Origin of the sequence: Enterococcus hermanniensis (genome assembly GCF_001885945.1) — a bacterium.
GTDB lineage: Bacteria > Bacillota > Bacilli > Lactobacillales > Enterococcaceae > Enterococcus_A > Enterococcus_A hermanniensis.
The window spans coordinates 109,572-136,480 of sequence record NZ_JXKQ01000005.1; the positions used below are offsets into that span (position 1 = coordinate 109,572).

Here is a 26,909-nt window from a genome sequence, read left to right on the forward strand (position 1 = left end):
TGCATTCTCAAAATTATTACTAGTCTTTCTTCTCTTTCGGTGCAAGCACTAAGAACATGCTACGTCCGTCCATCTTCGCTTTTTGTTCAACTGTAGCGATATCGCCAGTTTCTTCCGCTAAGCGATCAAGAACTTTTTGACCAATATCTTTATGGGTAATGGCACGGCCCTTGAAGCGGATCGAAGCTTTCACTTTGTCGCCTTTTTCTAGGAATTTACGCGCATTACGAAGTTTTGTGTTAAAGTCATTTACATCGATTGTTGGACTCAAACGAACTTCTTTAACGTTGATCACTTTTTGTTTCTTACGTGCTTCACGTTCTTTTTTCTGTTGTTCGAAGCGATACTTTCCGTAATCCATAATACGTGCTACCGGTGGTTTCGCACCTGGAGCGACTAAAACTACATCAAGATTTGCTTGTTCAGCGATTTTTAGGGCTTCTACTTTCGCTACAACACCTAATTGTTCGCCGTCTTGTCCGATCAAACGTACTTCTCGTGCACGAATGCCGTCGTTAACCATCATATCCTTTGCTATGGTCATTCACCTCCAAAATTTTTGAGAGAAAAAAAGCGAATAAAAAAACGAGTTCTTTACGAACCCGCGCGTAGTTCGACTCATCGAAAAGATCAGTCATTAACTATCTAGCCCAGCGAGATATTCGCGTAAGGCGAGAAGCGGGTGCTTCTGCTTTCATTTCTCAACTTTACAAGTATATATGTATTTATTGGTTTTGTCAATCTTTTCTTGTTAATCTTTTCAAAGAAAGTCAGAATCACCAAGTGAGTGGCTCTATTTTGTTTTTGCTATAATAAAAGTAGAAAACTGAAGGAGGTACAACTATGTACCGATTAATTGCCTGTGATTTAGATGAAACACTTTTAGACAAACAACGTCACGTCTCCCCCAAAACTCAAGTAATAATCAAACAAGCAGAAGCTAAAGGTGCTGTCTTTACCCCTGCTACTGGCCGGGGCTTTCATTCGATCAAACAAACATTAAACGAATTAGATGCTGTCAATAAGGCCAACCATTATATGATTGGCTTTAACGGTGGTGTGGTAGTCGAAAGCCAAGGGCCCAAGATCATCAAAGAATTTCCGATGTCCTTTGAGCTTTTGTCTCAACTATTTGAGTTTGGCTCTAATTATGATGTTGCGATTCATCTTTATACATTTGAACAAACCTATTTGTATCATAGTAATCCGGATGAAGATGCGTATCTTTCAACGATCCCCCACGAAAAACGAATGGATGATGACTTTTCTTTTTTGAAAAAACAAACGTGTTACAAAGCATTGTTTCAAAATTTGGATCGTTGTTATTTGGAAAATATTGAACAAGAGATGCCGGCTGAACTTCGCGAAGCGTTAGAAATCAGTTATTCATCGAATCGTTACATTGAGTTTAATCCTAAAGGTGTCAATAAAGGTATGGCTTTAAAAAGTTTGGCCACTCATTTAGCGATCCCGATGAGCGAGACGATTGCAATTGGTGATAACACCAATGATCTTTCTATGATCCAAACAGCTGCTTTAGGCGTTGCCGTGGCGAATGCAATTCCTGAGATCAAAAAAGCTGCTCAATACATCACCAAAGCCGGTCACGAAAATAGCGCAGTTGCTGAAGTCATCGAAAAATTCATTTTATAAAAAAATTGAGTCCCAAGTATTTTATGCTTGAGGCTCAATTTTTTATCTTATTCGTCGCCACAACACTAAAATCAGCCAAATCGATAATCCTAAACTGATTACTAAAGAAATGATCCAGCCTAGTTCCGAATGGGTAAAAGGTAAGGGCATATTCATCCCGAAAAAACCCGTTACAATGGTTGGGATCGTTAATAATAATGACCAGATCGTCAATATTTTCATTGTATCATTTAGGTTATTATTCAGAAGATTATTATATGTTCCTGACAGTTGATCCAATATCTCACTAGATAATTTAGTCATCTCGACGGCTTGTTTCGCTTCAATCAGGGCATCATCGAGCTCCTCTTTTTCCTGATCTGTAAAACTAGAAAAAATCGATTGGGCCTTAATTTGTTCTAACAAGACTGCATTTTGTTTTGTGGCCGTCACTAGATAGACTAAACCGATTTCCAAATCGGAAAGAGCCAATAAGTTTTTATTCGTCGTTTTTTCTCTTAATCTCTGATTTAAATGGATCCGTTGACTATCTACTTCTTCTACTAAAGGAAAATAATAATCTGAAATCAAAAACAAAGTATGAAATAATAAGCTTGCCGCGCTTTGATCAGGCTCATCACTTAATAACCGTTCAATAATATTTTCAACATACTTCGTGCGTTCATTGACAAAAGAAAAAAAGTGCTGGTCTTTCAAAATAAATGCCATCGGACTCGTCTCGTAATGATTGTCCTTTTTTAATAGGTTCGGCACTTTAAAAATCAGTAACAATGCTTTTTCCATTGGATCGTACTCAACTCGTGCTCGTTCGTTTTTGTCCAAAGCATAGGTTAGCATCTCATCACTAATGGAATAGCGTTCTTTTAGCTTTTTCACTTCATGCGATTGCGTGCTATCCACGTTGATCCATGAACTCATATCTTGATTAAATGTTTGACTGCTATCCACTTTAGTCTCCCCCACGTTCGTTCATCTATTTTAGTATACCAAAATCGTTACGTAGTTTCTTCTATCCACTCTTTTCGTTACAAAAAAAGCACGCAATTTAAATCGCGTGCTTTTTCTTATTCAGCTGGTACAGCTTGAACTTCTAAAATTTTTTCATCGATCATGCGAATGACTTCTTTACGAGCCGAACGGTCATCGACAAAATTCAATTGATCGCCATCGATTTGGATCTTCGGACTTTCGTTATAGTCTTCATACCATTGATCGTAACGACGATTCAATTCTTTGTAATAATCATATAAGGTCGGATCAAATTCCAATTGTTCATATTCTCGACCGCGTTTTTGGATTCGCTCCATCATCGTTTCAAAAGAAACACGAATGTGAACTAGTAAATCGGGATGTTTCTTATCAGCAGCATAAGGTAATTCTTGCATCATATTTGCTAATAATTCATCATACACTCTTACTTCTGTTTCGGTTGCTCGACCTAGGTCCGCATTTAAATGGAACAATAAAGAATCTTCATAGATCGAACGATCCAAAACATTATTGTCATCTTGCATCGCTTTTTTGATACTATCAAACCGTTTATTCAAAAAGTAGATCTGCAATAAAAAGGCATACTGCTCTGGATCTGCGTAAAACAATGGCAATACTTCGTTATCTTCAATTGATTCATAAAAAGCTTGACTTCCCAAGTGTTTAGAAAGCATTTCGGTCAAACTTGATTTTCCTGCCCCAATAGTTCCTGCTAATACAATCACACTCATAAACCTCCAACTCACTTCATACAAAATATGGTACATTATATTTCAACTTATCCAATATACCCTCAATATATAGTGTAGTCAAATGAAAAAGTATAAAGAAATAATGATTGACGCTTCTAAAGAATCTTTAAAAATATATCGATTCTAGAAAACTTTTCGATCGTTTCGTTTACTTGTCGCAAGACTGTGAGTAAAATGTAAAGAGACTAAATTTGATCATTCCGATATAATAAGAATGGTTGAAAAGCATTCCTATTTACAAATCAAATAAATAAAATGTATTATTTTTTCTATAACAACAATGTATCTTATAATCGAATAAAAAAATAATTCTTGCTTCATCTATTTCTAAAAAGCAGACTTATTTTATGTGAAATAACTACTCTAAAATGAATTAGGAGTTTTTTTAATGAAATCGATCGGCATGGGTTATGCCAGTGGGAAAATTATATTAATGGGTGAGCACTCTGTTGTATACGGCGAGCCTGCAATTGCGTTTCCTTTTTCAGGAACCGGAATTCAAGCGACGATCCGCAAGCACAAACTTGAATCATGGATTGAATCTAGTTTCTTCCACGGACCGCTCAGTGAAGCACCTACTACGATGCGTAACGTTACTATTTTACTTTGGTATTTAGTTAAACATTTTAAAATTCCAGAGCCATTTTATTTAAAAGTTGAAAGTTCAATCCCTGCAGAACGCGGAATGGGCTCTAGTGCCGCAGTTGCTGTAGCAATTACACGCGCTGTTTTCGACTGGATGGAAGAGCCTACGACACAAAAAAATGTTTTATATTTTGTCAATCAAGCAGAAGCCGTAGCACATGGAAACCCGAGTGGCATCGACGCTACGACCATCAGCGGTACAGAACCGATTCTTTATCAAAAAGAAATTGGTTTCCAGCCTTTCCAATTAAACATGGATGCTTATTTAGTTGTTGCAGATACAGGTATCAAAGGACAAACGCGTAAAGCAGTTCGAGACATCGCAAAATTAATGGAATTGCGCCCTCGCGAAACGGCGAAACAAATCAAATCATTAGGACGTTTAACCCAACAAGCACAACAAGCGATTCTAAAAAATCAGCCACATATTTTAGGTGATTGCATGAATCAGGCTCAAGGATTGTTGCGTTTATTAGGTACAAGCAATCGACATTTAGATCATTTGATCGAGACAGCTTTAAATCACGAAGCTTTAGGAGCAAAATTAACAGGCGGTGGCCGTGGGGGCTGCATGATCGCTTTAGCAGAAAATGAAACGAGCGGACGGCAATTACAACAGATTTTATTAGCTGCCGGTGCGCGCAATACATGGATTGAAGGGTTAGGTGTGTACGCACATGTTTAGTGGGAAAGCGAAAGCTTATACGAATATCGCCTTAATTAAATATTGGGGTAAAAAAAATCAAGAATTGATTCTTCCGATGAATAATAGTTTATCTTTGACATTAGATGCTTTTTATACTGAAACAAGTGTCACTTTTTCAGCCGAATTCACGGAAGACCAATTTTATTTAGACCATCAATTACAAGATCCGAAAGCGACTATCAAAGTAAGTCGCTTTCTTGATTTAGCACGAAAAAAAGCAGATTGTCCTTTATTTGCTGTGGTTAAAAGTCAAAATTTTGTTCCTACCGCAGCTGGATTAGCCTCTTCGGCTAGCGGATTGGCAGCTTTAGCTGGAGCTGTTAGTGCTGCTTTGAATTTAGATTTGTCACCTCGTGCATTATCTCGATTCGCACGCCGGGGTTCAGGCTCTGCTTCACGTAGTATCTATGGTGGCTTTGCCGAATGGGAAAAAGGTGACTCCGATGAAACTTCTTATGCAACTAAAATCATCAGTGATGGTTTTGAAGAGGATTTAAGCATGATTTTTATCGTGGTAAACGATGCACAAAAAGATATTTCCAGCCGCGATGGGATGCAACGAACGGTTGAAACTTCTTCATTTTATGACGGTTGGTTGCACAGTGTTCCAAAAGATTTAGCCAAGGCAAAAACTGCGATTGCAGCAAAAGATTTTATTGCTTTGGGTGAAGCAACTGAAGCAAGCGCCTTAAAGATGCACGGGACTACCCTAGCTGCTACCCCTCCGTTTACTTATTGGTCAGCGGAAAGTATGAAAGCAATGAATCTCGTGCGTCAGTTAAGAAGCGCAGCCTTACCTTGCTATTTCACCATGGATGCTGGTCCTAACGTCAAAGTCTTAGTTGAGCGAAAGAATGAAGAAAAAATTCTTAACGAGTTAGCCAAACATTTTGATTCAACTCAATTAATTGTCGCTCATGCAGGACCAAGTATTGAAATTTTAGCAGCGGAGGAAGCATAAATGATTGAAGTATCTGCACCAGGAAAATTATATATTGCTGGCGAATACGCGGTGGTCGAACCTGGACATCCTGCAATCATCGTGGCGATCGATCAATTCATTACCGTAACGATTGAACCGGCTAAAAAAAGTGGTAGTATCCAGTCAACACAATACAGTGATTTACCCGTACGTTGGACTCGACGCAATAATGAACTCGTTTTGGATATTCGTGACAATCCTTTTCATTATATTTTAGCTGCTATCCATTTCACTGAAAAATTTGCTCAAGAAAAAGGTAAAAAGTTAGCTTTCTTTGATTTAAAAGTTACTAGTGAATTGGATAACTCAAATGGACGTAAATATGGTTTAGGTTCTAGCGGTGCCGTGACCGTTGCAACGGTCAAAGCATTAAATGCCTTTTATGAACTTAATCTATCGCAATTAGAGTTATTTAAATTAGCGACGCTAGCGCATTTAAATGTTCAGGGAAATGGCTCATGTGGAGACATTGCAGCCAGTTGTTACGGCGGTTGGTTAGCTTTTTCAACCTTTGATCATGAGTGGGTCTTAGAGAAGTTAGCAAACGAGCAATTAACTGACTTGATCGCTAGTGACTGGCCGAATTTAAAGATCGAACCTTTGGAGGTTCCCGAAGAGCTACGTTTACTGATTGGCTGGACCGGCAGTCCCGCCTCCACTTCTGATTTAGTGGATCAAGTTCATCAATCTCGAGAGGAAAAGAAAACTTCTTACGAATATTTTTTGACTGACAGCAAAGACTGTGTTGATCAAATGATTTTAGGATTTAAACAAAAAGATGTAGTATTGATCCAGAAAATGATTCGAAGAAATCGGGCCTTGCTTAATCAATTAACTAGCTTGAGTAATGTCTCGATCGAAACTGCGGAATTAAAAAAACTAACGGACTTAGCAGAAACATACGGCGGAGCAGCAAAATCTTCTGGTGCTGGCGGCGGTGATTGTGGGATCGTAATCGTAGATAAACGGGCCGGTATCTTACCATTGATGAGTGCTTGGGAAAAAGCTGGTATTACCCCGTTACCTTTACACGTCTATCACTTAACGGAGGAGCATTATGAATCGTAAAGATGAACATATCTCATTAGCTCGAGCTTTTCACCACAAACAAAAAGAAAATGATTTTGACGCTGTGCGTCTGATTCATTCTTCTTTAGTTAAAACAACAGCTGAATCGATTGATTTAAGCACTGAAATACTCGGTTTAAAATTATCTGTCCCGTTTTATATCAATGCGATGACTGGCGGAAGTGAAAAAACAAAAAAAATCAACCATGATTTAGCGATCATCGCTCGGGAAACTGATTTAATGATGGCAACTGGCTCCGTTAGTGCTGCATTAAAAGATCCAAGTGTCACAGATTCTTACACTATTATCCGTGAAGTCAATCCCAATGGGCTTCTACTAGCAAATATGGGCGCTGGGCGCACGAGTGAAGATGCTCAAAAAATCGTTGAACTTTTACAAGCTGATGGGCTGCAAATTCATTTAAATGTACCGCAAGAATTAGTGATGCCTGAAGGCGACAACGATTTTTATGATTGGCCAAAAAACATTCAAGAATCGATTGAGCGATTGAACGTCCCTGTGATTGTGAAAGAGGTCGGCTTTGGAATGACGAAAGAAACGATCCAACAATTACAAAATTATGGTGCAAAAGCCATCGATGTTTCAGGTCGTGGTGGAACTAGTTTTTCACAAATCGAAAATGCCCGTCGAAAAAAACGTGAGTTGAGCTACCTGGATGATTGGGGCCAATCGACCGTCATTTCTTTACTTGAAGCGCAAACAATCGCACCTCTTACTATCCTTGCTTCCGGCGGTATCCGTGATGCGTATGATATTTTCAAAGCTCTCTGTTTAGGAGCAAAAGCAGTCGGTATTTCAGCTACGATCTTAGATTCATTAATGAGTGATGGAATCGATGCAACGATCGAGCTGATTGAAAATTGGAAACTTCAACTAAAACGACTATATCTGATGACAGACAAAGCTACCACAGACGAACTAATCAAAAATCCTCTCATCTTGAGTGGTTCTCCCAAAGAATGGTGTCAAGCACGTGGTATTGATTATCACCAGTTAGCCAATAGAAAGTAAAAAGGATGCGAAATTTCGCATCCTTTTTACTTTCTAAACAAACGTTGTAACCAGTTTTTCTTTTGACCGACTCGAATATTACTACCAATTTTAGTTGAATCCAACATTGCCTGGAAAACTAAATTATCTTGCAATAACAATTGATTGATTGTTTTTAATCGTTTGAGCTGTTTTTCATTGTATTGTTCCAGATCGATATTCTTCGCAGCGATATTTCGTTCAATATCTCTTTGAATCAATTTTATCAACTCATACTGACGAGTTAATAAATAATTGATTTGTTTTACTTCATGAGGTTCAACAGTTATTTCCGTTGTTGAGGGCGCCAAGCGATTCAAGGCCGCAATATAATCCTGCATATCTAACATAAAGATATGATTTGCTTTACTTCCCATGATTTTTTTCTCATTTACTAAATAATCAACAATCGCATGTAAATGAGCGCCTGATTCACCTAATTCTTTGATCTCTCGCCTCAATTTTTCCATCGTCCTGAACCCTTTCCGCATGTATTAAGTTCAGTTTATCGTTTTTTTAAAACCATAACAATCAAATAGAATTAATTTTTCTAAATAAAATAATTTTTTAAATAAGCGATACACTAACAATTAAAAAAAGGACCTCCATGGTGGAGGCCCTTTTTATTAACTAAGCTTTATAATCGTAAGCTGTTACGATTATACCTTTTAATTCACTAATCAATGGTTCTTTAGGGTTAGCTGTTGTACATTGATCTTCGTAGGCTAATTCAGCCATACGATCAACTGTTGAATCTAACGTTTCTTGCGTTACGCCTTGCGCTTTTAAGTTCATGTCGATTCCACATTTAACTCCTAAGTCGTAAACGGCCGTAATCAACGCTTCCACCAATTCTTCAGTCGTATTCCCTTTTAGTCCTAAGAAGCGAGCAATGTCTGCATAATCAGTGTCTGCGCGGAAATAATCATACTTAGGGAACATCGCATGTTTTTGCGGATCCTTGGCATTGTAACGGATAATGTGTGGCAATAAGATTGCATTGGTCCGTCCATGAGGAATACCATATTCTCCACCAATTTTATGCGCGATTGAATGGCAAATACCTAAGAAAGCATTGGCAAAAGCCATCCCCGCCATCGCTGAAGCATTATGCATTTTTTCTCTTGCTTCTGTATCACCGGTTTTAACAGATTTTTCAAGGTAATCAAAGACGATTTTGATTGCTTGTAAACTCAATCCACGCGTATAATCAGAGGCCATAACAGAAACATAAGATTCAATCGCATGTGTTAAAACATCCATGCCGGTATCCGCTGTAACGGATGCGGGAACAGTCATAACGAACTGAGGATCCACGATTGCTACATCTGGTGTCAGTGCATAATCAGCTAGTGGGTATTTTACATGTGTTTCGCTATCTGTGATTACAGCAAACGGTGTTACTTCCGAACCTGTACCAGAAGTAGTTGGGATACAAACAAATTGTGTTTTTTCAGGTTTGCCGATATTGTATGTCCGTTTACGGATATCCAAGAATTTTTGTTTTGCACCAAAAAATGAAGTATCTGGGTGTTCAAAGAACATCCACATGCCTTTAGCGGCGTCCATTGCAGAACCACCACCAAGAGCGATAACTGTATCTGGTTGGAAGTCATTAAACATTTCTAAGCCTTTGTAGACAGTATTTGTTGACGGATTTGGTTCGACATCGGAGAAGACTTCGATCTTCACGTCGTTCGTACGACGACCTAGAACTTCGCGAACGATATCGGCATATCCAAATTGAACCATTCCTGGGTCACAAACTAACATCACGCGTTCAACATTTTCCATTTGTGTTAGGTACAATAAAGAATTTTTTTCAAAATAGATTTTTGGTGGTAATTTAAACCATTGCATATTCGTTCTCCGTTTCGCTACAGTTTTGATATTGATCAAGTCAATCGCAGATACGTTATGAGAAACTGAGTTGTGTCCATATGATCCACAACCTAATGTTAATGAAGGAATCAATTCATTATAGATATCACCAATACCGCCTTCAGCTGATGGTGAGTTTACTAAGATTCGACATGCTTTCATTCGTAAACCAAATTGAATCTGTAAGTTTTCATCTTCTGTATGGATAACAGCCGTATGCCCTAGTCCACCTAAGTCCAACATACCTTCACATAGTTCAAAACCATGGGCTGTGTTTTCTGCTTTAACCATCGCTAAGACTGGAGAAAGTTTTTCACGAGACAACGGATAATCTGCCCCCACACCATCAAGTTCCGCAATCAATAATTTTGTTCCTGCTGGAACTTTGATACCAGCTCGTTCAGCGATATCCATTGCTGAATGGCCAACAATTGCTGGATTAACCGCATATTTGCCTTCATTCATGACTGCATCTTCTAATTTACTTAATTCTGATTTTTTAACAAAATATACTTGATGACTTTCGAATTCGGCTTTTACTTCTGCATAGACTTCTTTATCCACGATCACTGCTTGTTCCGAAGCACAAATCATCCCATTATCAAATGTTTTAGAAACGATCAAGTCATTGACAGCACGTTTGATTTTTGCTGTTTTTTCAATATAAGAAGGCGTATTACCAGGACCTACACCTAAAGCAGGTTTACCTGTAGAGTAGGCTGATTTAACCATGCCTGCCCCACCAGTAGCTAAAACAATGGCGATACCTGGGTGATTCATTAAACCAGTTGTTCCTTCTAATGATGGTTTTTCGATCCATTGGATACAATTTTCAGGAGCTCCGGCTGCGATCGCTGCATCACGAATAATACGAGCTGCTTCAGACGAACATTTTTGTGCACTTGGATGGAAAGCAAAAACAATCGGATTACGTGTTTTTAAAGCAACCATTGCTTTAAAAATTGTAGTAGATGTTGGGTTCGTTGTTGGTGTAACACCACAAACAACGCCAACAGGTTCAGCAATTTGAATTAAGCCTTTTTGCTTATCTTCATGAATGACACCAACTGTTTTATCATTCTTGATGCTATTCCAAATATATTCAGAGGCATACATATTTTTGATTGCTTTATCTTCGTAGATTCCGCGTCCTGTTTCTTCTACGGCCATTTTTGCCAGCATCATATGTTTGTCTAAGGCTGCCATTGCCATCTCATGTACAATATGATCAACTTTTTCTTGATCAAAATCTGCCATTTCTTTTAATGCAACGTTTGCTTTAGTTGCCAATTCATCTATTGTTTGTTCAACACTGATTGTCTGAGTTTTTTCTTTTTCTACCGCTTTAGCCATGTGGATCCTCCTAGAAAAATTATTGTGTTTCTTTTCACATAGATATCATACAACAGCGTTTTCAATTTGTAAAGAACTTTTTTGTGATTTTTTTCACACCGATATTCAACAGGATAAACACCGTTTTAATAGAGGATGATTATTACTTGCTACTCTTCCCACTTAACTAAATACAATATCAACAAATGATATTTTTTTCACAATAATTGAAACCTCTAAAAAAAAAGCGACTGGGAGAAAAGTTTGTCTACTTTTCTCCCAGTCGCTTATAAAATCAGAAAAATTCTTCTTTATTTTTCTTCAGGTTTGTCTTCAATAATTGTTTCGGTTGGTTCTTCTACTTTTGGTTCCACACTTGGCGTTTCCACTGGAGCTGCAGTTTTTGTCGTACCTGTCTCTACATTTTTGATTGATGCACGATCAAATACTAAATAGATTCCTTCGCAGTCCAAAGTAACTGTTTTGTCTTCTGGATTCATTTCATGAACGACACCGTGCAATCCACCGATCGTTACGACATTATCTCCAGCCTTCATTGAATCTAAAACATTTTGACGATTTTGTTGTTGTTTCTTTTGAGAACGATTCATCATAAAGAACATTCCCAACATCAAAACAAGTAAGATGACCATCGAATAGTTACCCATTTTAAATTTCCCCTCGCATTCATAGTAATTCCATTATTAACTGTAACAAAATTTTTAATGTTTCACTAGCTTTTTTAATTATCCTTTAAAAACTTTTTGCGTTTTGTTTATTGAAACCATATTCTTCAAAAAAGGCTTGGCGGAATTCTAATAAATTATCATCCATAATTGCTTGGCGGACTTGTTTCATCAAATTGATCAAGAAATGCAAATTATGATAAGAAGTTAAACGAATACCAAACGTTTCATCACAATGGATCAAGTGACGGATATACGCACGTGTATAGTTTTTGCACGTATAACAATCGCATTTTTCATCTAATGGTCGGAAATCATGTGCATACTTAGCATTTTTAACAACTAAACGCCCAGCTGAAGTCATACATGTTCCATTTCGAGCAATACGCGTCGGCAAGACACAGTCAAACATATCCACTCCGCGAATCACACCATCGATCAATGAGTCTGCTGCCCCAACCCCCATCAAATAGCGTGGTTTATTTTCCGGAATCAATGGTGTCGTAAATTCTAGGACACGATTCATTTCTTCTTTTGGTTCCCCAACGGATAGACCACCGATCGAGTAACCAGGGAAATCCATGCTAACTAGTTCTTTGGCGCTTTGACGACGTAAATCCTCAAAACCAGCTCCTTGGATAATACCAAATAAGCCTTGCGTCGATGGATTCGCATGAGCTTTTAAGCCTCGCTCTGCCCAACGCGATGTACGTTCAACTGATTTCTTTACATAGTCATAGCTTTCATCAAATGGCGGACATTCGTCAAAACTCATCATAATATCTGAACCCAATTTATTTTGGATATCAATGGCCTTTTCAGGTGATAAGAACATCTTTGAACCATTTAAATGATTTTTGAAATGGACACCCTCTTCAACGATATTACGCATATCTGCTAATGAGAAGACTTGGAAACCACCAGAATCTGTTAAGATTGGTTGATCCCAATTCATGAATTTATGTAATCCACCCGCTTCTGCAACCAGATCTTCCCCAGGTCGTAACCATAAATGATACGTGTTACTCAAAATAATTCCTGCACCCATAGCTTTCAATTCTTCGGGCGACATCGTTTTAACCGTCGCTAATGTTCCCACTGGCATAAACATCGGTGTTGGAAAGGTTCCATGCGGTGTGATGATTTCACCCAAACGGGCACCAGTATGTTTTTCTTTCTTTATTAAGCGATAAGAAATGGCAGGTTCAGTCATTTAATTTCCTACTTTCTTTTATATGTTATGTATTAGTTTGCAACGAGTACCATGATACTGGTTTTAAGTAGCTTTTGCAAATTTGCTTTGATACCTTAACGCTTATTAAAAGAAGTCCGTAATCTTTTGATCATAAACATACAATCTTATTCATCTTTTATTTTTTTAGCAAAATAGTTAAATAATTATCTCAATCCGTGTGAATGCCTATTTATTTTATAAAACCAAACAGTGATACTAGCAACATATTTTGAAAAAAATTTTTAAAATAGATGTATTTTTCAATTATTCTCATTTTACACTAGTAATAAACAACCATTGTGAAATAAATCTTTATTAATAGAAAGCGTTTACATTTGCAAATGTACCACTTATGATTAAGGCGTTAAAAAAATACTAGGAGGAACAACATGGTTAAAACAGCTGAAAAGAACCAAAAGGAAGCTATTAGTGTTGACAGCAGCATTAATGAGTTGGCTGCAAAAGGAACTAATGCGTTAAAAATTTTATCCACTTTTACACAAGAAAAAGTAGACCACATCGTCCATGAGGGTGCTATGGCTGCCTTAGACAAACATATGATGTTGGCAAAAATGGCCGTAGAAGAAACCGGACGTGGAGTTGTGGAAGACAAAGCGATCAAAAATATGTATGCCTCTGAATATATTTGGAATAGTATCAAAAATGACAAAACAGCTGGTGTGATTTTTGAAGATAAACAAAAACACGTACTTCAAATTGCTGAACCCGTGGGTGTCATTTGTGGCGTCACACCGACAACTAATCCGACCTCAACGACTGTCTTTAAGTCACTGATTGCTTTGAAAACACGGAACCCGATTATTTTTGCCTTTCACCCTAGTGCACAAAAGTGTTCGGCAGAAGCTGCTCGAATCGTACGCGATGCGGCGATCGCAGCCGGAGCTCCCGAAAATTGTATCCAATGGATCGAAACGCCCTCACTTGAAGCCACTCAAGGGTTGATGAACCACCCTGGGATCGCAGTTGTTTTAGCTACTGGTGGTGGCGCTATGGTACAAGCTGCTTACTCTACAGGCAAACCCGCTCTAGGTGTAGGTCCGGGGAATGTTCCTTCTTATATTGAAAAAACGGCAAATATCAAACGTGCTGTCAATGATTTACTTGTCTCAAAAACATTTGATAGTGGAATGATTTGTGCTTCGGAACAAGCAGTGATCGTGGATAAAGAAATTTATGCAGAAGTAAAAAAAGAATTTCAAGCCCATCAAGTATATTTCGTTAAGAAAAATGAACTTCGTCAATTAGAAGATGTCGTAATGAATGAAGGTAAGTATGCGGTTAATCCAAAAATTGTAGGGTATTCAGCAAAAGCGATTGCTGATTTGGCGGGAATCACTGTTCCTGAAGGGACGAAGATGCTCGTTGCTGAATTAGCTGGTGTGGGTACAGAGTATCCTCTTTCACGTGAAAAACTATCACCAGTCTTAGCAATGGTACAGTCATCAAATACTGAACATGGTTTTAAATTATGTGAAGAGATGTTAGCGTTAGGTGGACTAGGTCATACGGCAGTCGTCCATACAGAAGATGAATCGGTTGAATTAAATTTCGGTTTACGAATGAAAGCTTGTCGAATTTTAGTAAACTCCCCTTCTTCTGAAGGCGGCATTGGTGACATCTATAATGAATTGATTCCTTCGTTAACTTTAGGGTGTGGTTCATACGGAAAAAATTCAGTCTCTCATAACGTGTCTGCGCTAGACTTGATCAATATCAAAACGGTAGCGAAACGGAGAAAAAACATGCAATGGTTTAAACTTCCAGCAAAAATCTATTTTGAAAAGAATTCTTTATTATATCTAACGCAGATGGAAAATGTCGAACGTGTAATGATCGTTTGCGACCCAGGAATGGTTCAATTTGGTTATGCGGATATTGTTAGAGAGGCTTTAGGCAGACGACAAAATGATGTAAAAGTAGAAATTTTTTCTGATGTCGAACCCAATCCATCAACGAATACCGTTTATAAAGGACTCGAAATGATGCTTAACTTCCAACCAGATACGATCATCGCTCTTGGTGGCGGTTCTGCAATGGACGCCGCTAAAGGCATGTGGATGTTCTTTGAACATCCTGATACTTCATTCTTTGGCGCAAAACAAAAATTCCTAGATATCCGTAAACGAACTTATGGAATTAAGGCACCTGAGAAAACACAATTAGTCTGCATTCCAACTACTTCTGGCACAGGTGCAGAAGTAACACCATTCGCTGTAATCACAGATAGTGAGACACACGTGAAATACCCATTAGCTGATTATGCATTAACACCGAACGTAGCAATCATTGATCCACAATTTGTTCTGACCTTGCCTGCATCGATTGCCGCAGATACAGGAATGGACGTATTGACTCATGCGATTGAATCTTATGTTTCCGTCATGGCCTCTGATTATACCCGTGGTTTGAGTTTACAAGCGATCAAGATCGTTTTTGATTACCTTGAAAAATCAGTGAAGATCGGGGATGAAATATCCCGCGAAAAAATGCATAATGCTTCAGCCATGGCAGGGATGGCTTTTGCCAATGCTTTCTTAGGTATTTGTCATTCAATCGCGCATAAAATTGGCGGTGAATACGGTATTCCTCATGGTCGCACAAATGCCATTTTATTGCCGCACATCATTCGTTACAACGCTAAAGATCCGCAAAAACATGCGATGTTCCCTAAATATGATTATTTCCGTGCAGACGCTGATTATGCTGACATTGCTCGCTTCTTAGGATTAGAAGGGAATACAACCGCAGAATTAGTTGAAGCACTTGCTACAGCTGTCTATGACTTAGGGGTGAGCGTGGGGATTGAAATGAATCTAAAAGCCCAGGGTGTGACCAAAGAAACAGTGGCGGCGACAGTAGATCACTTAGCAGAATTGGCCTATGAAGATCAGTGTACAACAGCTAATCCTAAAGAACCTTTGATCAGCGAACTAAAAGAAATTATCGTTACTTGTTACGACTACAAAGCATAATCCATTTCGTATCATAGCGACTAAAAAACCTTCGATGAAAATTATTCATCGAAGGTTTTTTGGTTTGATTAAATCGTTTCTGTATCTACTTCTGGTGCTTTGTGGAATTTGATCAGTTCATTCACAATAATCGGTACAATTGAAAGGAAGATCGCAATCACCCAATGATTCATACTGATTGGCACAAGATAAAACAATTCTTGGGTTTTTGGAATCAACGCAATGAGTGTCGTAATTCCAATTGCCAACCAAGCCATTTCTGCCAATGACTTGTTCGTCGCTAAGTCTATTTTGAAAATCGATTTACTACTACGAACATTGAAAACATGTAAAATCGATGAATAGGCTAAAACTAGAAAAGCCACTGTTTGACCTACTTCAAAACTTGCTGGCGTAAAGTAGCTGACATTATTTACAAAAGCGCCAATATAAAAACCAATCAATGTAACGATTGTAAAGACTCCCGCATTTAAGCCAATTTTTTGCCATAATCCACGGGCGAAGATCCCTTCATCTCTTGGAATTGGTTTTTCGTCCATGATCCCAGCTTCTGCTGGTTCACGACCCAAAGCAAACCCTGGCAAGCCGTCGGCCACTACGTTCACAAAGAGCAACTGCACTGCTGTAAATGGGGCGCCCCAACCTAATAACATAGCAATAACTACAATAAAAATTTCTGAGATATTACAACTTAACAAGAAATTGATCGCTTTTCGAATGCCTTGATACACAGAACGCCCCCGTGCAACTGCATCTACAATCGTTGCAAAATTATCGTCTGTTAAAACCATATCCGCGGCACCTTTAGCGACATCCGTTCCAGTAATCCCCATTGCACAACCAACATCACTTGCTTTCAAGGCCGGTGCATCATTGACCCCGTCACCTGTCATCGCAACTACGGCACCTGTTCGCTGCCATGATTTAACGATTCGGATCTTATCTTCTGGTGTCACTCGAGCATAAACGGATAGTTCTTTGACTTTTCCATCTAATTCATCATCCGTCATTTTTTGTAATTGGGCACCTGAAATTGCTTCTTTTCGACTCTTCATAATCCCTAATTCTTTGGCAATCGCACCCGCAGTGACGACATGATCTCCCGTGATCATAACTGTCTTGATTCCGGCTTTTTTAGCCCGAGCGATTGCTTCTTTTGATTCTGGTCTTGGTGGATCGATCATTCCAATCAAACCCATTAAACGTAAATTCTTTTCTAAGGCTGCTGAAGTGATTTCTTTGGGCTCTTCATCATGAATCGCATAACCTACCGCAATAACTCGTAGCGCCTTTTTACCAAAGCGATCATTTACAATAGCCGCTTGATCGACATCCCCATAATGAAATTTAGGAAGCAACACATCGAAGGCACCTTTTGTGATCGAAATATATTTTTTCCCACGTTTATGTACAGTCGTCATCATCTTACGCTCTGAATCAAAAGGAATTTCTCCGATTCGTGGATATTTCTCTTCTAACTCACGCTTGGTATGATAATTTTCTTCTACGGCACGAACGATAGCAACTTCGGTAGGATTTCCTTTGATTTCCAATTCATTGTCATCATTTTCAACGATTACGTCCGTACATAAAGCCGCAGTAGTTAGTACTTCCATCGCTTCATCCGTCATTCCTTCTTCAGTATCTACTACGGAATCACCATGGGTCCATACACGACGAACCCGCATTTTATTTTGGGTCAACGTCCCGGTTTTGTCTGAACAAATTACATTTGCTGATCCCAATGTTTCTACTGCAGGCAACTTACGAATAATCGCATTTTTCTTGGCCATTTTTTGGACACCAAAAGCCAAGGTCAAGGTTACGATGACCGTTAGTGTTTCAGGTACTGCTGCCACCGCTAAGGAAATCGATGTAATAAACATATCCAGCATCGGTTCACCTTGCATCGCTCCAATGAAAAAGACAAAAGCCGCAGCTGCTAAAGCGATCAAACTAATTCGTTTGCCTAATTGATTTAATCGTTTTTGCAGAGGTGTTTTTTGATTTTCATCATCATTTAGCAGGCCAGCGATTTTACCCATCTCAGTCTGCATACCGGTTGCAGTGACGATTGCTTTTCCGCGACCATTTACAACTGTTGAACCTTTATAAAGCATGTTTATTCGGTCACCTAATGCTGCATCTTCTTCCCCAACATATTCAGGATCTTTCATTACAGGTTCACTTTCGCCAGTCAATGCAGATTCCTCGACACGCAATTGCGACGCTTCAATAATACGCGCGTCTGCCGTGATCATCGAACCAGATTCCAGCAATAAAGTATCTCCTGGAACTAAATCTTCTGCATCAACTTCTTGTTGTTTCCCATTTCGCAATACGCTAGCCGTCTGCTTATTCATATCTTGTAAAGCCGATAATGCTTTTTCAGCATTGCCTTCTTGTACGATGGCTAAGACAGAATTGATCACGACAATTGCAATAATCAAGAAACTCTCAAAATAGTCCCCATGATCGGTTGCAATCGCAGTGTATAATGAAATCACTGCTGCTACTAACAAAATAATTGTTGTAAAATCAGTGAGGCTATGAAAAAACTTTTTAACTAATGATTCTTTCGGTGCTTCTTCAAATTTATTTTTACCGTTATTTTTTATTTTTTCATCAACTTGTGATTGTGATAATCCACTCTCTAAATTAGCGTCAAATTCACTTATTACAGTATCTCCTGTTTCTTTGTAGGGTTTCATCCCATTCCTCCTTTAAGTTATAAAAAATTTCTTATGTTATTACTATAACACACAAAAGAGAGACAGTTCAAAGTATCCAGCAATATTTAACTTTAAATAAACAAATATTTTTTATTAAATAACCAATGCTAAACGCTTTCATTAAATAGCTAAATATGCTATATTATAGATACAAGGAAGGAGGAACTTAAATCATTCGAAGGATTTCTCGATAAAGGTAGTAGAAAGAAAGTAAACAATAAAGTTGTTAGTAATACCAGATTCACCTGTAAGTTGTTCATTGTGTATGTGTAAGGTATTTCCTTATAAATAGTGAATGCGTATCAAAGGTTGAGTAGTACAATCAAACACACAAGTAAAAAGATACGTAATTAAGAAAGTTTCTTAAAACTGAATATCGTGAAAATGTAGTAAGAACAAGATTTATGTTTATAGTCAAGAAATTCATGTAATACTTTGCATGTACCATTAAATAAAGTAGTATATAAATTCGAATGATTTAATCCTTCCGAGATACTAAGAGTCAGGCTTATCGAGAGCCTGGCTTTTTTATTTTACTCTTAATTAAAAAAGTGAGTTACTCCGCGGAGCAACTCACTCTTCCCTTATTTTTGTTCTTTGATTACTTCCGCAAAGCCTTCAGGTTTTTGAGCATAGCCCAAATGACCCCCGGGAATCATAGTAATGGGTACATCGATCGCTACTGACAATTGATTCATTACGCTACAAGGGAAAGAATTGCCTGAATCAGTTCCATTTAAAAGAACCACTTTATCATGATTGTTCTTAAATGTTGCTAAATCAATTTCACGGCTTGTATATTGTCGAATTTCGTAATTGATCCAGAACATTCGTTGACGTAGTGATTCTTTGGCTTGCTCTTAAGATAAATTAGCTGGTGGATTCATCATCATTTGGCGGTCCAATTCACCGATATTCATATCTTTGGCAAAATGCATCATTGCTTCTGGTAATTTCCCTTGATTTGCTAATTCAACTACCGCAGCATTATCTGCTTGAGCACCTTCCTTGTCTTCAAGAAAAACATTAATTGGTGATTCATGGAATAGCGCCTTTTTGAAAATTTCTGGATACTCTTGTAATGTCTCCATCACAACAATTGAACCTGAGCTTGATCCTAAAATATAAGTGGGCTCTTTCGCAACCTGTTCAACTAAAGCAGCAATATCAGCAGCATCTGTTTGGATACGATAAGTGCTGTCGCTATTTTTAGCTTCTTCTGGAATTGGTTTGGTTAATTCACTCGACCCGTAATTACGACGATCATATGTGATGACTGTAAAATCATTTTTTAAAAATTCAGCAGCTCCAGCAAATATGTCCCCTGTTCCATTCGCTCCAGGAACAAAGATCAATGCTGGACCATGGCCTACTACGTTGTATGAAATATTCGCGCCATCAACAGATAAAATTGACATTTAAAACACTCCTTCTATGTTCATTATAATTTGAATAATTTTTCAGCTGTTTCATGAGCTATTTTTTCTTTGCTTTCAGGACTGATCGGTGCATTTTCAATAAAACGTCCTGCTTGATCCGTTTTCACGAATGGATAATCTTCTCCCCACATCATATGGTCCGCTCCAACCCGATTAAGATTGAAAAGTAGTTGATCGTATTCGAAAATACCACTTGGATTGATATAGATATGTTCTCGATAATATTCTGAAAAACGTTTTTTCAAACCCGTTTCAACAGGATCAGTTATATCATCGATGCGGTTTAAAAAGGTCGGTACGAATTCACCCCAATGACCTGAAATAATTTTTAAGTTCGGCAAACGATCAAAGATGCCAGAAAAAATCAATCGAACGACTTGAATACCAGCTTCCATATGCCAGCCAAATGCTGGTGTTGATAAGATTGATTTTACAGCTGCTGAATAAGAATCACTCTTGTAGAGCACGTCTGTTTCGGTTTTTGTTGGATACCCAGGATGAATATATATCGGTACGTCCAATTCTGCGGCTTTTTCGAATACTGGGAAAAACTCTGGTTCATCTACAAAACGACCATCGATTGTCCCGCTAATCAAAGCGCCTCTTAAATCTAATTCTTTTACCGCATATTCCAGTTCTTCAACAGAAGCTGCGGGATCTTTTAAAGGTAATGTTGCTAATCCGATAAAACGATCTGGTTTTTGTTCGATATTTTTAGCTAGGGCTTCATTCAATTCTCGCGCAGCGGGAATAGCTAATTCTGCAGGTAATAATTGTGGTGTGATTCCCGCAGCTGATAGTACTTGCATGGTGATTCCTTGCTCATCCATATAGCGAATGCGTTCGTCTAAAACATCGGTCATCGAACCTGGAGCTGGTGTGGCTCCTAGCATCCCCGCGTTCATATCTTGTTGATATTGTTTAAACTCTGCTTGATTGGGTAAGCTCGCATTGTATTTTTGAATGACCGCCATTGCCTCTGGTGTTGTAAAATGTTCTTCAACAGTAATAACTTTCATCTTGTGCATCTCCTTGAAATTTTTATCTAAAGGCTTTACTTGACTACGAGGTAATCATACTGCTGAAAACGACCCATTTGAAGCACAAAAAAGCGATAAGTGTCCCGTATCTTTCATTTATTTTGGTAAACTGATCAGTCGCTCGATTCCAAAGCCTTTTAAGAGATTATCTCTTGTTAAAGTAGTTAAAACTGTGGCCATTTTTTCTGGCGAACGTGGGTCAGCAGTCATGAGCCAGGCCCGTGAAACTTGGACATGTGCTCCGACGATATAATTAGCTAAATCCGTCGCTGAAATAATAGTTTGTTTTCCCCTCAATTCTTTTTCATATAAATTAGTAGCTGTTAAAAACATTTTTTCAGTTAGAAATGGCCAATTTAGATAGCTGACAAAGGCTTTAATAAATTCTCGTTGTTGATATAAGTACCGAAAATAATTTTTAAAAGGCTCCTCAACGATTTCACCATGCTCCATCTGAACTGCTTCAAGAATGCCAGTTTCGATCTCTGAAATGACCCAATCCAAAAAATCATCTTTGCTATCAAAATTACGGTAAAAAGTTGAGCGAGCAACTTGGGCTTGATTTACAATTGCTTTGATTGAAACCTGATCTAACTTTTTTCCACTGGTTAATAAATCTGCCAAGGCTCTCATTAAACGTTGCTGGCTTTTTACTTGTCGTTTGTCCAAAGACATCTTCTCCCGTCGCTTGATTGATACTTTCACAATAATAAAATTTGGTGCAAAAAACGAATAAAATGCATCATTGCTGGCTTTGTGTTTTAAGAATGCAAAAAGCCGCAATTAAATTGCGGCTCATCCAACTTTATAATTAAAAAGTTTTTCCTAATTCCTGTGCTTTTTTAACTGCTTCAGCAACGATTTCTTCGGCAAGTTCAGGGTTATGGTCCATTCCTTCAACGAATAGATCTTGTACATCAGTGATACCCATAAAACTCATTGCTAGATGAACATATTTTGCTCCAAAATCTTCACCTTTATAGGTCCCTCCGTTTGCTTGGATATGCAGAATTGGCTTGTTAGCTAATAATCCCACCGAACCGGTTGCAGTATATTTAAAGGTTTTTCCAACGACCATGATTGTATCAAACCATGCTTTTAACATTGGTGGGATACTTAAATTCCACATAGGATTAACGATCACGACTTTGTCTGCTGTCATAAATTGTGCTGTCAATTCATCAAAACGTGCTAATTTTGCTTGTTGCGCAGTACTTAGCTCAGTAAATAAGGTTCCTTGAGCTAACGCACTGAAGGCTGTTAAAATATCTTTATCTACTAATGGGATCGAATCAGAATATAGTGAAAGTTCTTCAATTTCATCTTGCGGATTGGCTTGACGATAGCTTGTCAAAAATTCTCCGGCTACAAAAACTGATCGTGATTCTTTTGCTGTTAATGGATGTGCTTTTACTACTAATAATTTCGTCATTACTGTTCCTCTTTTTCTACATAATTATTTTAAAATCATTTTTCCATTCAAAAATTTAATGTTCCGCATGCTGTTGCCTGCAATTTTATCTGCTGGGACAGCCGCTTCAATTCTATTTATATCTGTATCCGTAAGCATCAAGTTTCGAGCTTTGAAAGAATCTTCAAAACTTGTTCTTCGACTTGCACCAATCAATGAAAGCATTGCTGGATTCTTTGTTTCTGCCCATGCAAAAGCTAATTGTGGAATGCTTACATTTTTTTCTTGGGCAATTATGCGTAAATCTTCAATCAATTCAATATTTCGTCTCAAATTCTGCTTTTCAAAAATCCCCGTTGGTGCAAAATCAGTTTGAGTCATTTGAGACACTCGTTCTCTCGTCCAGCTGTCCTTTAAGAGCCCATGAGCTAAAAGGCCAAAAGCCACAACTTTTATTCCTAATTCATGGGCTGTTGGCAATAGTTCTTGCTCAATTGAGCGATTAAACAATGAATAATCCATCTCTACGTACTCGATTGGATGAACACTATTGGCTCTTCTCAAGGTTTCAGCATCGACTTCACTGATACCAATATTGCGGACATAACCTTCTTTGACCAAATCTGAGATAGCGCCAATGGTTTCTTCGATTGGAATTGCTCCATCGATCCGGCATGGTTGGTACAGATCAATATAATCTAATTGCAATCGTTTTAAAGAATGGGTCAAATAATTTTTGATGTGATCCGGATGAACATCTAGCCCATACATCCCACCTTGTGGCTTCATTAAACCACCAAATTTAACTGAAAGCGTGTAGCTAGCTCGATTTTTGCCTTTCAACGCTTCTCCTAACACCATTTCACTTTCTCCAGATGAATAAAAATCACCTGTATTTAAAAAAGTTACGCCATTATCCAGGGCTGTATCGATGACAGCAATGTTTTCAGTCTTATCTTTTAACTGCATCCCCATACATCCTAGGCCAAAATTGGTTGCATCCATTAAAATCACTCCTCTTTTCACTTAATCAAAACAGCCATGAAGCCTACCGCCCTCTTCAAGGATCTCAGTTGCTTCATCCAACAATCGAATGAAGGTGGGAAATTCTTCATGCATTTCTTTACGCAGCCAGCCGACAATTTTAAAATATTCTTCGTACCGTTGCTCAACAAGTTCCTGCCCTTTCGTTGTAGCAATCAACCCATGACTACGTTTATCTTTAGTAGATGCTACTTTTTCGACATAACCTGCTTGTTGCAATTTGTTAGACATCGTGGTAACCATTTGCTTGGTTACTTTTAATTTGTCTGCTGCGGTCTTCGGCATTACAGGTTCGTTCTTTTCGATTAATAATAATAATAAACTCATCTCACTTGGACGAATCGGTAAATCTTTCTTAGTGTTTAACCAAAGTCGGTTGAATAAATGAATCTTATCAATGGCCTCAATCAAAGAAGTATCAGCGTTCATTGAAGGGCTCCTTTCTAAAATAGTAAATCGGATTTACCATATTATAGTCAACCCGATTTACTATGTCAATAATTTAATGGCTTATTTCTCCACTTTTATTATTTACAACTATCTAAAATAAAAAATGCCAGTGAGTATACTCACTGGCATTAATCTCTATTTTACAAACATTGCATCACCAAAACTAAAGAAACGGTAGCGTGCTTCTATCGCATGATGATAAGCAGCTAATGTTTTTTCGCGGCCTGCAAAGGCACTAACTAACATTACCAAGGTTGATTTTGGTAAATGAAAATTTGTTGAAAAAGCTTGGACGACTTTAAATTCATAACCTGGGGTAATAAAAATATCTGTCCATCCACTATCTGCTTTGATTTCTCCATTAAATTTTGTACCGATTGTTTCTAATGTTCGAATCGAAGTCGTTCCAACCGCTACGATTTTTCCGCCAGTTGAACGAACATCATTTAGTTGAGCAGCAGCTTCTTCCGTTAAACGATAAAATTCACTGTGCATTTGGTGCTCAGCAATATTATCCACACTCACTGGTCGAAATGTCCCTAACCCTACGTGCAAAGTCAAATAAACCAATTTAACACCTTTGGCAGCAATTTTTTCTAACAATTCAGGTGTAAAATGTAACCCGGCTGTTGGGGCTGCAGCAGACCCGTTTTCTTTTGCATAAACTGTTTGATAGCGTTCAGGGTCATCCAATCGTTCTTTGATATAAGGTGGCAAGGGCATCTCACCCAATGATTCTAAATTCTCTAAAAAGATTCCTTCATAAGAAAATTCAACGATACGACCACCGTGTTCTAATTCTTCTTTTACGACTGCTTTTAATCGACCATCGCCAAAAACAATTTGTGTCCCTGTTTTTGCTCGACGTGCAGGTTTAATTAACGTTTCCCACTCATCACCTTGAGTATTGTTTAAAAGTAACACTTCTAAATGGCCACCGGTTTCTGGTTTTTCTCCATATAATCGTGCGGGCAATACACGAGTATCATTCATGACTAATGCATCACCGGCATTTAATTCTTCAATGATCGCATCAAAATGTTTATCCTCTATTTTTCCTGATTGATGATCCAACACCAATAGACGAGAACTGTCTCTTTTTTCTAGAGGGGTTTGAGCGATTAGTTCTTCGGGTAATTCAAAATCAAAATCTTCTGTCGTTAACATAGCTTCTCCTCTTTTCCTTCGCTATTCTATCATGGAGTATTGTCCTTGAAAAGCATCGCGCTGTTTTACTTGCTAAGACTTCTACTGTGGCTTTCAGGAATTTTCATCAAAAAATTTCTCTAATTGAACAATTTTGTTTTTTATTCTCATTTTTTTCATGTATAAAAAACTGTTTTCTACAAATACAATCTTATGAAAGTGTTATTTTACATTCAAAAACTACTTTTTTACCCTCGTCATTGTGACTAAAAAATGCCATTTATTTGTTTTTAATCTCCCCTTGTTGCATACTAAAATCATAAGTCTGTTCACTTTGTTACATTTAGCTGTTCGATTATTTTATTCTAGCTTAAAAAAATGGGTGCTTCGAACAATGAAATTATTAAAAAAACAAAGGAATAGAAATAACTATGCAACAATCTGGAACCTATTTTTCTTGGTGAAAGTAGGTTTTCCGAAGATAAAAAAGGAGTGAAAAAATGATTGAATTTGACCACGTTTCTAAAATTTATAATGGGAACAAAGTAGCTGTCGAAGACGTCAATCTCTCTTTTGATAAGGGAGAATTTATTTGTTTAATTGGTACAAGTGGTAGTGGTAAAACGACTACGATGCGGATGATCAACCGCATGATTGATCCGACAAAAGGCACGATCAAAATTGATGGTGAAGATATTCAAAAGAAAAACCCGGTCGAACTACGACGTCAAATCGGCTATGTTATTCAGAATATCGGTTTAATGCCACATATGACAATCAGAGAAAATATCACGCTCGTTCAGCGGCTTTTAAAAGTAGACAAAGAAGAACAAAATAAAACAGCGGAAAAAATGATTGATTTGGTGGAGCTTCCTCGTGATATGCTTGATCGATATCCGCATGAATTATCCGGCGGACAACAACAGCGAATCGGAGTTGTCCGTGCGCTAGCAGCAGATCAAGATATTATTTTGATGGATGAACCTTTCGGGGCTTTAGATCCGATCACTCGTGATTCTTTACAGGATTTGGTCAAAGATTTGCAAGATCGCTTAGGAAAGACGATTGTCTTTGTTACCCACGATATGGATGAAGCATTGAAATTAGCGAATCGGATCGCCATCATGGATGATGGTAAAGTGATTCAATTTGATACACCTGAAAATATCTTGCAACATCCGGCCAATGAATTTGTTGAAGAATTATTGGGCGAAGATCGTTTATTACAAGCAAAACCAGACACCACAACCGTTGGCGAGATCATGATGCATTCTGCAGTTTCAATCACGCCAGAAAAGAGTCTGCAAAATGCGATTCGCTTAATGCGTGAAAAACGGGTAGATACTTTACTGATTGTTGACGAAGATAATATTTTAAAAGGCTTTGTGGATATCGAAACGATCGATAAAGAACGTCGACGCGGCAAGGCCACCAGCGTTGGTGACATCATCAATCCTAACGTCTTTTATGTAAAAGAATCCGCACTCGTAAGAGACAGTTTACAGCGGATCTTAAAACGTGGCGTAAAATATGTGCCTGTCGTTGATGATGGCAATCATCTAGTAGGTATCTTGACGAGAGTCTCGCTCGTAGACATCATTTATGACGTACTTTGGGGTGAAGAAGAAACGTTTGTTGATGCCGTTGAAAATATCACAAGTGAGGAGGCGTAAG

23 protein-coding genes and 1 other annotated feature are annotated in these 26,909 nt (G+C 38.2%); of the genes, 7 read left to right on the forward strand and 16 right to left on the reverse strand.

Translation table 11 applies throughout. The features are described from left to right. Nucleotides 1-19 precede the first annotated feature (19 nt). On the reverse strand, nt 20-544 hold the full coding sequence (gene infC / locus RV04_RS07245) for a translation initiation factor IF-3 (protein WP_071857809.1): 525 nt from the start codon (nt 542-544) through the stop codon (nt 20-22). Nucleotides 545-571: 27 nt separating this feature from the next. Then, nucleotides 572-700 (reverse strand) — a sequence feature (ribosomal protein L20 leader region). Between the two features lie 143 nt (nt 701-843). Here infC and RV04_RS07250 point away from each other — a divergent pair. Next, the gene (locus RV04_RS07250; RefSeq protein WP_071857810.1) at nt 844-1,653 is read left to right on the forward strand and encodes a Cof-type HAD-IIB family hydrolase; all 810 of its coding nucleotides are present in this window, start codon (nt 844-846) and stop codon (nt 1,651-1,653) included. A gap of 42 nt (nt 1,654-1,695) precedes the next feature. Here RV04_RS07250 and RV04_RS07255 read toward each other — a convergent pair whose 3' ends face one another. Together RV04_RS07255 and RV04_RS07260 are read right to left on the reverse strand one after the other, a co-directional pair. Continuing rightward, nucleotides 1,696-2,601 (reverse strand): magnesium transporter CorA family protein, encoded by a 906-nt coding sequence (locus RV04_RS07255; RefSeq protein WP_084405561.1) that lies wholly within the window; start codon nt 2,599-2,601, stop codon nt 1,696-1,698. Nucleotides 2,602-2,717: 116 nt separating this feature from the next. Then, nucleotides 2,718-3,374, reverse strand: a complete 657-nt coding sequence (locus tag RV04_RS07260) for a deoxynucleoside kinase (protein WP_071857811.1) — start codon at nt 3,372-3,374, stop codon at nt 2,718-2,720. 409 nt (nt 3,375-3,783) lie between these two features. On the opposite strand from RV04_RS07260, the gene mvk reads away from it, so the two are divergent. Genes mvk through fni form a run of 4 tightly spaced genes read left to right on the forward strand, consistent with a single transcriptional unit; the run spans nt 3,784 to nt 7,829 of the window. Continuing rightward, nucleotides 3,784-4,725, forward strand: coding sequence for a mevalonate kinase (gene mvk, locus RV04_RS07265; protein ID WP_071857812.1), 942 nt, complete (start codon nt 3,784-3,786; stop codon nt 4,723-4,725). Next, the gene (gene mvaD, locus RV04_RS07270; RefSeq protein ID WP_071857813.1) at nt 4,718-5,707 is read left to right on the forward strand and encodes a diphosphomevalonate decarboxylase; all 990 of its coding nucleotides are present in this window, start codon (nt 4,718-4,720) and stop codon (nt 5,705-5,707) included. The genes mvk and mvaD overlap by 8 nt, the downstream gene beginning before the upstream one ends. Beyond that, a complete protein-coding gene (locus RV04_RS07275) occupies nt 5,708-6,796 on the forward strand; it encodes a phosphomevalonate kinase (RefSeq protein ID WP_071857814.1) in 1,089 nt (362 codons plus the stop codon). It abuts the gene before it with no gap. Then, nucleotides 6,786-7,829 (forward strand): type 2 isopentenyl-diphosphate Delta-isomerase, encoded by a 1,044-nt coding sequence (gene fni, locus RV04_RS07280; RefSeq protein WP_071857815.1) that lies wholly within the window; start codon nt 6,786-6,788, stop codon nt 7,827-7,829. The genes RV04_RS07275 and fni overlap by 11 nt, the downstream gene beginning before the upstream one ends. Before the next feature lie 26 nt (nt 7,830-7,855). On the opposite strand, the gene RV04_RS07285 is transcribed toward fni, so the two are convergent. The 4 genes from RV04_RS07285 to tgt all read right to left on the reverse strand — a co-directional run bounded on the left by RV04_RS07285 (nt 7,856) and on the right by tgt (nt 12,959). Next, nucleotides 7,856-8,317: a hypothetical protein gene (locus tag RV04_RS07285; protein ID WP_071857816.1), complete on the reverse strand. Its 462-nt coding sequence runs from the start codon at nt 8,315-8,317 to the stop codon at nt 7,856-7,858. Between the two features lie 160 nt (nt 8,318-8,477). After that, on the reverse strand, nt 8,478-11,081 hold the full coding sequence (gene adhE / locus RV04_RS07290; protein ID WP_071857817.1) for a bifunctional acetaldehyde-CoA/alcohol dehydrogenase: 2,604 nt from the start codon (nt 11,079-11,081) through the stop codon (nt 8,478-8,480). Nucleotides 11,082-11,371: 290 nt separating this feature from the next. Then, nucleotides 11,372-11,728, reverse strand: a complete 357-nt coding sequence (yajC, locus tag RV04_RS07295; RefSeq protein ID WP_071857818.1) for a preprotein translocase subunit YajC — start codon at nt 11,726-11,728, stop codon at nt 11,372-11,374. 85 nt (nt 11,729-11,813) lie between these two features. Beyond that, on the reverse strand, nt 11,814-12,959 hold the full coding sequence (gene tgt / locus RV04_RS07300; RefSeq protein ID WP_071857819.1) for a tRNA guanosine(34) transglycosylase Tgt: 1,146 nt from the start codon (nt 12,957-12,959) through the stop codon (nt 11,814-11,816). Nucleotides 12,960-13,369: 410 nt separating this feature from the next. Here tgt and adhE (RV04_RS07305) point away from each other — a divergent pair, with 410 nt between their 5' ends. After that, the gene (gene adhE, locus RV04_RS07305) at nt 13,370-15,973 is read left to right on the forward strand and encodes a bifunctional acetaldehyde-CoA/alcohol dehydrogenase (protein WP_071857820.1); all 2,604 of its coding nucleotides are present in this window, start codon (nt 13,370-13,372) and stop codon (nt 15,971-15,973) included. 68 nt (nt 15,974-16,041) lie between these two features. Here the strand turns inward: adhE (RV04_RS07305) and RV04_RS07310 are convergent, their stop codons facing one another. The 9 genes from RV04_RS07310 to queA form a co-directional block, all read right to left on the reverse strand. Next, on the reverse strand, nt 16,042-18,684 hold the full coding sequence (locus tag RV04_RS07310) for a cation-translocating P-type ATPase (protein WP_071857821.1): 2,643 nt from the start codon (nt 18,682-18,684) through the stop codon (nt 16,042-16,044). A gap of 605 nt (nt 18,685-19,289) precedes the next feature. Then, complete coding sequence (locus RV04_RS13540) at nt 19,290-19,535, reverse strand: hypothetical protein (RefSeq protein WP_245791067.1); 246 nt, start codon at nt 19,533-19,535, stop codon at nt 19,290-19,292. A 30-nt stretch (nt 19,536-19,565) separates the two neighbouring features. Continuing rightward, entirely contained in the window at nt 19,566-20,123 is a 558-nt protein-coding gene (locus tag RV04_RS07315) for an alpha/beta fold hydrolase (RefSeq protein ID WP_245791068.1), read from the reverse strand. A gap of 23 nt (nt 20,124-20,146) precedes the next feature. Further along, nucleotides 20,147-21,163: an amidohydrolase family protein gene (locus RV04_RS07320; RefSeq protein WP_071857822.1), complete on the reverse strand. Its 1,017-nt coding sequence runs from the start codon at nt 21,161-21,163 to the stop codon at nt 20,147-20,149. 117 nt (nt 21,164-21,280) lie between these two features. Next, nucleotides 21,281-21,853: a TetR/AcrR family transcriptional regulator gene (locus RV04_RS07325; RefSeq protein WP_169818196.1), complete on the reverse strand. Its 573-nt coding sequence runs from the start codon at nt 21,851-21,853 to the stop codon at nt 21,281-21,283. A 142-nt stretch (nt 21,854-21,995) separates the two neighbouring features. Continuing rightward, nucleotides 21,996-22,616, reverse strand: a complete 621-nt coding sequence (locus tag RV04_RS13090; RefSeq protein WP_071857824.1) for an FMN-dependent NADH-azoreductase — start codon at nt 22,614-22,616, stop codon at nt 21,996-21,998. 24 nt (nt 22,617-22,640) lie between these two features. Continuing rightward, nucleotides 22,641-23,600 carry an aldo/keto reductase gene (locus RV04_RS13095; RefSeq protein ID WP_071857825.1) on the reverse strand — a complete coding sequence of 320 codons (960 nt, stop codon included), beginning with the start codon at nt 23,598-23,600 and terminating at the stop codon, nt 22,641-22,643. Between the two features lie 21 nt (nt 23,601-23,621). Beyond that, on the reverse strand, nt 23,622-24,068 hold the full coding sequence (locus RV04_RS07340) for a MarR family transcriptional regulator (protein WP_071857826.1): 447 nt from the start codon (nt 24,066-24,068) through the stop codon (nt 23,622-23,624). Nucleotides 24,069-24,224: 156 nt separating this feature from the next. Continuing rightward, on the reverse strand, nt 24,225-25,256 hold the full coding sequence (gene queA / locus RV04_RS07345) for a tRNA preQ1(34) S-adenosylmethionine ribosyltransferase-isomerase QueA (RefSeq protein WP_071857827.1): 1,032 nt from the start codon (nt 25,254-25,256) through the stop codon (nt 24,225-24,227). Between the two features lie 479 nt (nt 25,257-25,735). Here queA and RV04_RS07350 point away from each other — a divergent pair, with 479 nt between their 5' ends. Then, nucleotides 25,736-26,908: a betaine/proline/choline family ABC transporter ATP-binding protein gene (locus RV04_RS07350; RefSeq protein WP_071857828.1), complete on the forward strand. Its 1,173-nt coding sequence runs from the start codon at nt 25,736-25,738 to the stop codon at nt 26,906-26,908. Nucleotide 26,909 lies beyond the last annotated feature (1 nt).

Excerpts from the sequence above, each read along its gene's own strand:
- infC (WP_071857809.1), bottom strand. The coding sequence starts at position 544 with ATGACCATAGCAAAGGATATGATGGTTAACGACGGCATTCGTGCACGA.
- RV04_RS07250 (WP_071857810.1), top strand. The coding sequence starts at position 844 with ATGTACCGATTAATTGCCTGTGATTTAGATGAAACACTTTTAGACAAA.
- RV04_RS07260 (WP_071857811.1), bottom strand. The coding sequence starts at position 3,374 with ATGAGTGTGATTGTATTAGCAGGAACTATTGGGGCAGGAAAATCAAGT.
- mvk (WP_071857812.1), top strand. The coding sequence starts at position 3,784 with ATGAAATCGATCGGCATGGGTTATGCCAGTGGGAAAATTATATTAATG.
- mvaD (WP_071857813.1), top strand. The coding sequence starts at position 4,718 with ATGTTTAGTGGGAAAGCGAAAGCTTATACGAATATCGCCTTAATTAAA.
- RV04_RS07275 (WP_071857814.1), top strand. The coding sequence starts at position 5,708 with ATGATTGAAGTATCTGCACCAGGAAAATTATATATTGCTGGCGAATAC.
- fni (WP_071857815.1), top strand. The coding sequence starts at position 6,786 with ATGAATCGTAAAGATGAACATATCTCATTAGCTCGAGCTTTTCACCAC.
- RV04_RS07285 (WP_071857816.1), bottom strand. The coding sequence starts at position 8,317 with ATGGAAAAATTGAGGCGAGAGATCAAAGAATTAGGTGAATCAGGCGCT.
- adhE (WP_071857817.1), bottom strand. The coding sequence starts at position 11,081 with ATGGCTAAAGCGGTAGAAAAAGAAAAAACTCAGACAATCAGTGTTGAA.
- yajC (WP_071857818.1), bottom strand. The coding sequence starts at position 11,728 with ATGGGTAACTATTCGATGGTCATCTTACTTGTTTTGATGTTGGGAATG.
- tgt (WP_071857819.1), bottom strand. The coding sequence starts at position 12,959 with ATGACTGAACCTGCCATTTCTTATCGCTTAATAAAGAAAGAAAAACAT.
- adhE (WP_071857820.1), top strand. The coding sequence starts at position 13,370 with ATGGTTAAAACAGCTGAAAAGAACCAAAAGGAAGCTATTAGTGTTGAC.
- RV04_RS07310 (WP_071857821.1), bottom strand. The coding sequence starts at position 18,684 with ATGAAACCCTACAAAGAAACAGGAGATACTGTAATAAGTGAATTTGAC.
- RV04_RS13540 (WP_245791067.1), bottom strand. The coding sequence starts at position 19,535 with ATGTTCTGGATCAATTACGAAATTCGACAATATACAAGCCGTGAAATT.
- RV04_RS07315 (WP_245791068.1), bottom strand. The coding sequence starts at position 20,123 with ATGTCAATTTTATCTGTTGATGGCGCGAATATTTCATACAACGTAGTA.
- RV04_RS07320 (WP_071857822.1), bottom strand. The coding sequence starts at position 21,163 with ATGAAAGTTATTACTGTTGAAGAACATTTTACAACACCAGAGGCAATG.
- RV04_RS13090 (WP_071857824.1), bottom strand. The coding sequence starts at position 22,616 with ATGACGAAATTATTAGTAGTAAAAGCACATCCATTAACAGCAAAAGAA.
- RV04_RS13095 (WP_071857825.1), bottom strand. The coding sequence starts at position 23,600 with ATGGATGCAACCAATTTTGGCCTAGGATGTATGGGGATGCAGTTAAAA.
- RV04_RS07340 (WP_071857826.1), bottom strand. The coding sequence starts at position 24,068 with ATGAACGCTGATACTTCTTTGATTGAGGCCATTGATAAGATTCATTTA.
- queA (WP_071857827.1), bottom strand. The coding sequence starts at position 25,256 with ATGTTAACGACAGAAGATTTTGATTTTGAATTACCCGAAGAACTAATC.
- RV04_RS07350 (WP_071857828.1), top strand. The coding sequence starts at position 25,736 with ATGATTGAATTTGACCACGTTTCTAAAATTTATAATGGGAACAAAGTA.